The organism is Thauera sp. AutoDN2 (assembly GCF_051280715.1).
In the GTDB taxonomy this organism is placed as follows: domain Bacteria; phylum Pseudomonadota; class Gammaproteobacteria; order Burkholderiales; family Rhodocyclaceae; genus Thauera.
In genome coordinates this window covers 1-9,218 of record NZ_JBNCAR010000054.1, presented here as the reverse complement: position 1 = coordinate 9,218, position 9,218 = coordinate 1, and the positions used below count along the sequence as shown (strand labels likewise).

Here is a 9,218-nt window from a genome sequence, read left to right as displayed (position 1 = left end):
ATAGTCCTCGTGTGCGAACGCAGCGGAAGATCCAAGGGTGCTGATGGCCGAGACGGCGAGAACGGCGATGATCGACTTTTTCATGATGGCTCCTTGTCCAGTTGTCCAGATTGGCTGCTCATGTTTGAGCAACCATGGACTCGATCATAGGAGCCAGCGACTGACAGGGCAGTGACCCTACAATTACATTTAAGTCATAAGAATGAAAGGGTACGGTCAGGGTTGGCGGGCTGGGTTTCGTCAGCCCAAGGCCTTGACCGAACGGCAGACGCGCATTCAGCCGGTTGATGACTTGGGCAGGCTCACGAAACGGGCGAGATAGCTCAAAACCAACCTTCCCAAGCTGATGAGTGTTGTTTGATGTTTGAACGACAACGTTCTGTTCTAGCTATTAGAAAGCTCTGCGGCGACCTCGCAAACCGCATCAGCATCGGGATAACGGCCATCCGAGCCACACTCCCGCCTGCTGCTCTCCTTGCCTCGCCCCCAACCTTGGTGCGGCAACGGAGTTGCGTCCACGCGTGGGAGGGGCAATTCTCGCCACGGCCCTGACGTATCCAATCGTTGGGAATTTCCCGCAACAAGCCGGACTCCTGTATAAAACGGCCGACGGATCGCCGAAGGCGCCCAGCCCTCGCGAAACCGACCCGACATGACCGTGTTTGCCTCCTCGTCCGTCTTCTCGCGAAAGATCGCCCGCATGCTGGTGAGGGGGGTGATCGGGCTGCTGATGCTGTCGCATGCGCTGTTCGCGTTCTCGAGCGCGATCTCGCTGTCTCACGACCCCTTGCGTGCAAGCACGCACGCGCAGGCGTTTGCCGATGCAGACACAGGTCAGGACGATCATGGACATCGCCATGATGACTTCGAGGACGAGGGCGGCCCCCACCAACACGGGCACAACCCGGCCGATCACAGTCACGACAAGCCGAATGTGCCGCCCACGCACGCGATGGGTATCCCACCGTTGTCCGATCAGTGGCTCGCCGACGAGCGTCGACCCGCCTATCCCGCGCCCTGCGCCCTGCTCGAGCGCCCGCCAAAACGTCTCCTGATCGTTTGACCTGTCGAGTTCCGCGCGCGTGAAGCGCCGGACTCACCCAGCAAACTTCATCGGAAGACTCTCATGACGCATTCCTTCCCCAGCCGGGGGCGGGCAGCCGTGCTGCCACGCTCCGGGCCGCTGCTGCATGCTTTCACAGGCGTACTGCTCTACCTGCTCCTGACCGCTTTCGCGCACGCTCATGGCGTGGCCGAGGGCGACAAGGGCTACATCCAGGAGATCTCGGGCACGCACCTGCTGCCCTTCACCTACCTTGGCGCCAAGCACATGGTCACCGGTTACGACCATCTGCTGTTCCTCGCCGGGGTGATCTTCTTCCTCTACAAGCTCAAGGACATCGCGCTCTACGTCAGCCTGTTCGCGATCGGGCACTCGGTCACCATGCTGTACGGCGTCTACGCCGGGGTGAACGTCAATGCCTACCTGATCGACGCGATCATCGGCCTGTCGGTCGTCTACAAGGCGCTCGACAACCTCGGCGCCTTCCAGCGCTGGTTCGGCGTGCAGCCGAACACCAAAGTGGCGACCCTGGTCTTCGGCCTGTTCCACGGCTTCGGCCTGGCGGCCAAGATCCAGGAGTTCGAGATCGCCCGCGATGGCCTATTGCCCAACCTGCTGGCGTTCAACGTCGGGGTGGAGATCGGCCAGTTGCTCGCGCTCGGCGCAATCCTGATCGCGATGGGCTTCTGGCGTCGTACCGCCGGCTTCTTCCAGCACGCCTATACCGCCAACGTCGCCATGATGTGCGCCGGGTTCATGCTGATCGGCTATCAGCTCACCGGCCTGTTCGTATCCTGAGATTCCTGGAGTCATCCACCATGTACAACACCGACCTTCCCAAACGCGCCGACCTGCCGACCACCGGCAAGCTGCTGCGCTCGACCGCCCTCGCTGCCCTGATCGCCGGCGGACTGCTCGTCACCACCGTACTGCCCGCCGAGTACGGCATCGACCCCACGGGCATCGGCCGCGCACTCGGTCTGACACCGATGGGCGAAATCAAGATGTCGCTGGCGGCTGAGGCCCGCGCAGAAGAGCGCGTTGCTACGGAAACGGCGCCCGCACAGCCCGTAGCCGTCGCCCCTACGGTTCGTGCCGAAGCGGCGCCTGTCCCGGCACCGGCGCCCGTCGCGGTCGCCGCACTGCCGCCCGCAGCGGTCGCGCCCGAGCCTGTCGCCGGACGACAAGACACGGTGACCGTGACGCTCAAACCCGGTCAGGGCGCCGAGGTCAAACTGACGATGAACAAGGACAGCCGTGTCCGCTATGAGTGGGCGAGCGCCGGTGGCCCGGTGAACTTCGACACCCATGGCGACCCCTACGACGCGCCGAAAAACTTCTATCACGGCTACGGCAAGGGGCGTAACGAGCTCGGCAACCAGGGCGACCTGGTTGCCGCGTTCGATGGCAAGCACGGCTGGTTCTGGCGGAACCGCTCCGGCTTCGACGTCACGGTCACGCTCAAGACCCAAGGCGATTACACCAAAATCGAGCGCGTGCTGTAAGCGCAGCGCCCCCATCCCGCCGGGGTGGGGGCGCTTCCGATCATTCTGGCCACACCGGTCTGGCAAGGGCAATGAACAACATCTACGTGATCCATGCGTTGCTCGCGGCGGCCTTGTTCGGCGCGAGCACCCCGTTCGCCAAGCTGCTGGTCGGCGAGATGTCGCCGTGGTTGCTGGCCGGCTTGCTCTACCTTGGCAGCGGGCTCGGGCTGGCTGCGTCGCGTCTGATCCGCGATCGCAGCTGGACGCCCTCCGGCCTGGCCGAGGGGGAATGGCGGTGGCTGCTGGGGGCGATCTTCTTCGGCGGCGTGCTCGGCCCCCTCGCGCTGATGTTCGGTCTCACGCGCACAAGTGCCGCGACCGCGTCGCTGCTGCTCAACCTTGAAGCGGTACTGACCGCCGCAATTGCGTGGGTCGTGTTCAGGGAGAACACCGACCGCCGCATCGTGCTCGGCATGCTCGCGATCGTGGCCGGAGGTGTCGTGCTGTCCTGGTCGGGTGGTGAAGAGGGCGCGAACGATTGGATCGGTCCGCTAGCCATCGCCGCTGGCTGTCTGTGCTGGGCAATCGACAACAACCTGACGCGGCGCGTGTCGGCATCGGATGCGCTCTTCATCGCGGCCACGAAGGGTGCAGTGGCTGGCACGGTCAACGTCGGGCTGGCGTTTGCGCTCGGCGCGAGCCTGCCGGACGGCGCGGTCCTGCTCGGCACCATGGTCGTCGGGTTGTTCGGCTATGGCATCAGCCTGGTGCTCTTTGTGCTTGCGCTGCGCGGACTGGGCACGGCGCGTACCGGCGCCTACTTCTCGACCGCGCCCTTCATCGGTGCGGCCGTGTCGCTGGTCCTGCTCGGCGAGTCGACCTCGAGCGCATTCTGGATTGCGGCAGCCCTGATGGGCTGGGGGGTGTGGCTACACCTCACCGAGCACCACGAGCACGAGCACACGCATGAGCCGATGGAGCATGGCCATCGGCACACCCATGACGAACACCACCAGCACGAACACGACTTCGCCTGGAACAGTGACGAGCCACATGAGCATTGGCACCGCCACGAGGGGCTGGTCCACAAGCACCCGCACTTTCCAGACATCCACCATCGGCACTCACATTGATTAAACGAAGCACCAATTTCACGTCGCCCAACATGTCATGCGAGGTGACGGCTTCACTCGGTTACTTGCCGTTCGCACCACAAAGTGCCCGACGGCTGGTTTGGGTCGACAACACTCGATGGCGAGCGACCGCTTATCGGACGTGAAATCTCACTGACCGCTTTACGGCAGCAAACATGAAGAGTCGTCGGCCGCGTCGCGACCCGATCCGGTCATTCATTTCCGCGACAAGTCGACGACATCTTTCCGAGTCCTCCTGCCGCTCGACAGCAACGGGAAGTCGACTAGTTCACGGACATTTGCGGCTGCTTGTTGGAACCACGAACCGCGCGCCACCATGCGCGTGCTGCAGCCGCTGGCCGCCATTCCTTGCATTCGCTGCTTCGGGTTACATCGCTAATCGATGCAACTGTCACGTTGGAATGGCAATCTTTTGCGTGATGGCGTTGTATAGATCAACTTCGACCTGCTCGGTGCGGAGAGAGACCACCAAGCTGTAGCGCACCGGCAGGTCATAGCGCTCCAGGGCGGGGCGCGTTCTCCACCAGCCCGTCGAGGGGTAGACCGCAATGAAGCCTCGGCTGGCAAGATCCGCCGCGGTGCCCTCCCAAACGTCCTGGTGGAGGGAGCCGCGATGCCGTTGGCGGTCGCCCAAGTACCAGTCGGGATCCTTTGGATCAATTGGGTCGCCTGCATCCTCGCGCTTGGCCGCCGCGTTCACGCGGGCAACGAAGTCCTCCGTTGATGCGTCCAGTGGGCGCTGCACGTCGAACCGAAGACGGTGCGATGGGTAATGGAACTTCGAAGAGGTGCCGCGTGCGGACGGGTTGGGCTCAATGAAATACGACAAGGTCACTCGCATCTGCACCTTGGCGTCCTGCAGAGCTTCGAGTTCTTCACGTGGCCACGGCAGACCGTGAAGGTTCATGTGGCGAGTAACCACACCACGCTCCTTCTCCTTCGCATAGGGGCGCACCACGTCCTCCACCACAAGTGTGAGCGAATGGCCCGCGCTCCATAGCGCTCGATTCAGGTCCGGCACACCCCATCCGCAGTGCCGGATGAGATTCACGTAATCCTGCTTGCTCGGCCTCTTGCCCTCGGGCAAGAACATCTTGCGCATCGCGGGAGTCCAGTCGGCCGAATGGACGATCAACGCACGCAGGGTCTCCGGGCGAAGCCTTGGATAGGCCGCCATGATCTGTGCGGCCATGCGGGCGCACAGGGCTGATGCGGCGCTGGTTGCGTTGGTTGTGGTGAAGAGTCGGTCATGCGGGCGATGATGTGTGGTGAGGAGATTGAGGCTCGGCATTCCCGCCGCCCCAAGCGCATCTTTGCCGACGTTACCACCCTCCAAGACGACATCGGGCTTCAACGGCCAAACACTATCCCACGTCCGTGAAGTCGTCGTGAATGGACTCAGGCCGCCCCCCGCAGCGATCACGCTGACGCCGACGGTCTCGGTTTCAATCTTGTCCGTGTAGGCTCCGACAGTGACGGCGTTCCAGGACTGTCCGGGGTCGTGAATTAGATTGGTCGAAAGGCTGGCCGGATAGTCCATCCAGGCGTTGTGTTCGCGCGTGTTGCCAGCGGCAAGGATAATCAGGCGAGGAAATGCCCCGGCACCATCCGAATCGGCCGCCAATCGATCCACCGTCGCGGACCAGGACGATGGACGACCGCGGTCGCGGTAGTCCGACGCGCTCACCGCCGACATAAAGATCCGGCGTCGCTTCGGCGCGGAGACTTCGGGACGGCTAACGGCCTCCGCAAACAGATAGGCGTGGTGCTTCGCATCTCCCTTGTTGGCCCCTTCGCCGGGTGTGAGCTTTACAGACTCCAAGCGGTGTTCCAGTACAACCGGAAAATTGAAGGCGAGCGCCTCTGTCAAGTCCCCAAACGCCGCGAGCCCGGCCAAACCGGAGCCGTGATTGGCAACATCGTCGGTGCCCCAGGCCGGCTCCACCGTGTGCATATCGGCGTCTGCAAGCAGCGGGGAGAGCAGCGGATGGCCGCGGTTGACGCCCGAGTCCAGGAGGCAGACGTGAGGGGTGTCGCTGTCCTCCGCGGGAAATTGCGCATGCGCTAGCGTCGAATCCAGCCACTGCTGCTGTTCACCCGCAGCCATGCCGTCGAAGAACTCGGCCGTCTCCTTGGCGAGCCGCAGTTCTGCGACGCAGTTCAGCAACATGACCGACTGCGCAAACTGCCGTTGGGAGCCGTACATCAGCACGACCGTTCGCTCGGGGAAGTTGGCCTGTTGATCGCTGACGGTGCAGCCAGCCAGCTCGGCAAGCTTTCTGAAGTCCTCCACGACGGCTTGCCGTCGGCTACGCACGGGCAACCAAACTTCCCACCAGAATGGCTCGTGCTCGTCGTCGGGCAGCAACTCTAGATCATCGGTCCATAACGCATGCAGCTCCGCCGAGCGGATCGAGGCGATGGTGTTGAGCAGTGCCTTGTGGTCGCGGGGGGTGCCGTTCTTGTCCTTCTTCTCTTCGAGGTACTCGACGACGTACTTTTCGAAGCGTGCCAACTGGCCATCGGGCACAAAAACGTTGGCGTAAGTGATCGGACCTTCCGTGTGAACGCTGAGGAGCTCGATCCTCTTCCGCTCGTCGGCAAGGCTTTGGAACGCGAGCTCGACGTCAGGCTGACTGACAAATTGGATCTGCAGTCCCAGGCCGCTTTCGAGACCGTAGTGCTGCTGTGCCTCCGCTGCAGCCTGGGCTACCGGCTTCAGCGCCTGGAGTTGGGCCCGCAGCGCAAGACCGTGCTGCTGCCGTGGAAGTTCCGGGACGGTCTTCTTGTCGCCGCCGCCAAGGCTGTGCGCCGTGAAGTCCTGTGTATTCGAAGTGTCGTGAAGAACGAGGTGCCGCCGCTTATCGGGTGCCTGATCCGCCATGGTTGACCGGTTTGTTATTCTGTTTCAGTTTTTCGTTCAGCCACCGCCGCTCCTCCAATGCACGCCCAAGAGCATCGGATCCAACCCTTGCTTCATCGTGCATGACGGCTTCCTTGATCGCTTCGTCGACCGCACGTCGAATCTCGGCGTAGCTCAAGCCATCCGCTCTGCTCGTGACTGCCTTCATCGGGAACGGCTTGGGCGCAAAGCTGCCCAACCGCGCGCGGATCAACTCTATGGTTTGTGCCGGCGTGGGCAGGTGATACTCGATGACATCGTCGAAGCGGCGGAACAAGGCGTAATCGAGAATCTCCGGGTGATTGGTGGCTGCAATGATCAGGCTGTTCGACTGATCGTGCTCGATCATCTGGAGGAAGCTGTTGAGTACGCGACGGATCTCGCCGACGTCGTTCGCCAGCCCACGTTGGGAGCCAATCGCATCGAACTCGTCGAAGAAATAGACGCCACGAACGTCGGCAATTGCGTCGAAGACTTGACGCAGCTTGGCGGCAGTTTCGCCCATGAACTTCGTGATGAGCGCATCCAGGCGCACTAGAAAGAGCGGGATGCCCAGTTCTCCAGCGAGCACAGATGCGGTCATTGTCTTGCCCGTGCCGGGCGGTCCGACCAGCAGCAATTTACGTCTAGGTGACAGGCCATGCTCGCGAATGCGTGCGAACATCCGCTGCTCCTTCATGATCCGCTGCAGTTGCTGATGAACCGAGTCGTCCAGCACCATGTCCGCGATGCGGTTCTTCGGGTAGCTCACGAACAGCAATTTGGCCAATTCGCCGCGGGGGCGCGCCATCTGGACCAGCTTACCCGTCTCGCCCGGCTGGGCGCGGACCTTCGCTGCGTCGATCATGTCGCGCAGTTCTTCCGCGAGCTTACCGTGTCCCACCTTCGCCTCGTGCGCCGCAACCTGCATGGCGACCGAGTAAAACTGCCCATCGTCGCGATTGATGTGGGATTTCACAAGCGCCTTAAGTTGATCTGCGCTGGCCATGTCGTCTTCCGTGATTAGCTGTCTGGGGCTCCTTGCCAACCTTATAGACGCTACGACTTGCAATTCTATCAACAATGATGGCAGCTGGCCCGCTCCATCGCGTTCGGCTGCTCAAGGGGCTTGCCCTCGAAATTCACCTAATTGCCCATCATCCCGAGCACCTCGCGCCGAAGTTAAGTGACCGGCGCTTGCCGGAGAGCAGCGGTCACGTGAATGACACGTTCCGCAGGAACTAGCAACGGCAGCAACTGGCCGAGTGTGTGAGGCGGCGAACGGCAGCTTCAGAGAAGCGAAACTCGCGGGAGACCCGTCCGGCTGATCGGCAGCTTTGCGGAAGCCTCTATGACCGCTGTGGGTCGGTAGTTCCAATTGGCGCGATGGAGTAGCCGCCGTTCACCGTCGCCTGACGCTCGAACGGCAGGTGACAGACACATTACTGCCTGACGGCGCCATCAAGCCTCCGGCAGCTGATGCTCAGTTACGGTCCTTTGACGGCCCTGTAACAAGTGCTCGGCCCAAACATCTACCCGAGTGGAACAATTTGCCGCATCCTCCTGCCGTGGGTCGGCAGTGGTGCCCCCGCGAAATAGGGAGGATTGATGATGCGTACGCTGTGGATGGGTTTGGCTGTGGTGCTGGGGATCGCGCTGGCACCGATGGGGGCGGCACAGGCCGACGAGGGTAGCTGCAGTGCGCGCGCCGCGGAGAAGAAGCTCGCTGGAGCCGCGAAGGCGAGCTTTTTGAAGAAGTGCGAGAAGGACGCGGTCGCGAATTGCGATGCACAAGCCGGAGAGAAGAAGCTTGCCGGTGCTGCGCGGACGAGTTTCACCAAGAAGTGCGTGAAGGATGCACTGGGCGGCTGAGTCTCAGCTGCGGACCGATCACATCAGATGATGCATCATCCATGAGAAGTCGCCTCATGACGGGTAAGCGGGCCGTCAGGCTTGAGGTCACCGCCAAGACGGCATTCGTCGGGGTAATGCTCCCTCGATGACAAACTGAATCGGAATCTGGAAACGACGACTCGATCCGAACCGATTATGGCCGGATCACGCACTGGCGCCCGCATCCGAAGTGGCCACGCTGAATACCGTGGATAGCACAATCCAAGCACTCGGCCGCTGGATTGCACAATCCAGAGAATCGCGTTCATGACGATGCAATCACTCGCGATGCGTGCCCGCCGTGCGCTCGCCATGCCGCCCGGGTTTGATGTGCGCCAACGCGCCTTGTTCGTGTTCCAGCATCCGGGCACGGGCCGTTTCGTGCGGGTCGGCTTGCGTCCCTTGCTTGCCGCAACGCGAGAAGCCGAGCGCATGCTGGCCAAACGTGCCTTCGAGCGGGCGGCGCACACCTGGCAGACCAAATACGGCGAGCCGTTTCCGGAAACGGCCTTCATCATTGATCGGGCCGAGTGTGTGCTGGCCCACGAGATCGATCACGAGGGCGCGAACATGCTTAGCGCGAACGAGTTGGCCTGGGTGGGCCAGATGGCGGGGCCGACCGTGATGACGCTCGACATCTTCTAGCCCGCATTTCTCACACCCTCACGGTTCGGCCCCCGGTGGCGCGGCTTTTTGCTTCACGCGTCGCCGTGACCGCGAGGGTTCAGGCTCGCGAGCGG

The 9,218-nt window shown here is 62.3% G+C and carries 8 protein-coding genes; 6 read left to right on the top strand and 2 right to left on the bottom strand.

Going from position 1 to position 9,218, the window contains the following annotated elements:
* Positions 1–652: 652 nt before the first annotated feature.
* From ACPT9U_RS16790 to ACPT9U_RS16775, 4 genes are all read left to right on the top strand, one after another.
* Positions 653–1,063, top strand: a complete 411-nt coding sequence (locus ACPT9U_RS16790; RefSeq protein ID WP_043742015.1) for a hypothetical protein — start codon at positions 653–655, stop codon at positions 1,061–1,063.
* Positions 1,064–1,126: 63 nt separating this feature from the next.
* On the top strand, positions 1,127–1,861 hold the full coding sequence (locus ACPT9U_RS16785; RefSeq protein ID WP_043742014.1) for a HupE/UreJ family protein: 735 nt from the start codon (positions 1,127–1,129) through the stop codon (positions 1,859–1,861).
* Positions 1,862–1,881: 20 nt separating this feature from the next.
* Complete coding sequence (locus tag ACPT9U_RS16780; protein ID WP_043742012.1) at positions 1,882–2,568, top strand: hypothetical protein; 687 nt, start codon at positions 1,882–1,884, stop codon at positions 2,566–2,568.
* A gap of 71 nt (positions 2,569–2,639) precedes the next feature.
* A complete protein-coding gene (locus ACPT9U_RS16775) occupies positions 2,640–3,683 on the top strand; it encodes a DMT family transporter (RefSeq protein ID WP_043742009.1) in 1,044 nt (347 codons plus the stop codon).
* A gap of 412 nt (positions 3,684–4,095) precedes the next feature.
* Here ACPT9U_RS16775 and ACPT9U_RS16770 read toward each other — a convergent pair whose 3' ends face one another.
* On the bottom strand, positions 4,096–6,588 hold the full coding sequence (locus ACPT9U_RS16770) for a S8 family peptidase (RefSeq protein ID WP_435751784.1): 2,493 nt from the start codon (positions 6,586–6,588) through the stop codon (positions 4,096–4,098).
* The gene (locus tag ACPT9U_RS16765) at positions 6,566–7,594 is read right to left on the bottom strand and encodes an AAA family ATPase (RefSeq protein WP_435751783.1); all 1,029 of its coding nucleotides are present in this window, start codon (positions 7,592–7,594) and stop codon (positions 6,566–6,568) included. The genes ACPT9U_RS16770 and ACPT9U_RS16765 overlap by 23 nt, the downstream gene beginning before the upstream one ends.
* Before the next feature lie 599 nt (positions 7,595–8,193).
* Between ACPT9U_RS16765 and ACPT9U_RS16760 the strand changes: the two genes are divergently transcribed.
* Positions 8,194–8,457, top strand: coding sequence for a PsiF family protein (locus ACPT9U_RS16760; RefSeq protein WP_282810718.1), 264 nt, complete (start codon positions 8,194–8,196; stop codon positions 8,455–8,457).
* 288 nt (positions 8,458–8,745) lie between these two features.
* A complete protein-coding gene (locus ACPT9U_RS16755; protein ID WP_341649121.1) occupies positions 8,746–9,123 on the top strand; it encodes a hypothetical protein in 378 nt (125 codons plus the stop codon).
* Positions 9,124–9,218: the final 95 nt, after the last annotated feature.

Excerpts from the sequence above, each read along its gene's own strand:
- ACPT9U_RS16790 (WP_043742015.1), top strand. The coding sequence starts at position 653 with ATGACCGTGTTTGCCTCCTCGTCCGTCTTCTCGCGAAAGATCGCCCGC.
- ACPT9U_RS16785 (WP_043742014.1), top strand. The coding sequence starts at position 1,127 with ATGACGCATTCCTTCCCCAGCCGGGGGCGGGCAGCCGTGCTGCCACGC.
- ACPT9U_RS16780 (WP_043742012.1), top strand. The coding sequence starts at position 1,882 with ATGTACAACACCGACCTTCCCAAACGCGCCGACCTGCCGACCACCGGC.
- ACPT9U_RS16775 (WP_043742009.1), top strand. The coding sequence starts at position 2,640 with ATGAACAACATCTACGTGATCCATGCGTTGCTCGCGGCGGCCTTGTTC.
- ACPT9U_RS16770 (WP_435751784.1), bottom strand. The coding sequence starts at position 6,588 with ATGGCGGATCAGGCACCCGATAAGCGGCGGCACCTCGTTCTTCACGAC.
- ACPT9U_RS16765 (WP_435751783.1), bottom strand. The coding sequence starts at position 7,594 with ATGGCCAGCGCAGATCAACTTAAGGCGCTTGTGAAATCCCACATCAAT.
- ACPT9U_RS16760 (WP_282810718.1), top strand. The coding sequence starts at position 8,194 with ATGATGCGTACGCTGTGGATGGGTTTGGCTGTGGTGCTGGGGATCGCG.
- ACPT9U_RS16755 (WP_341649121.1), top strand. The coding sequence starts at position 8,746 with ATGACGATGCAATCACTCGCGATGCGTGCCCGCCGTGCGCTCGCCATG.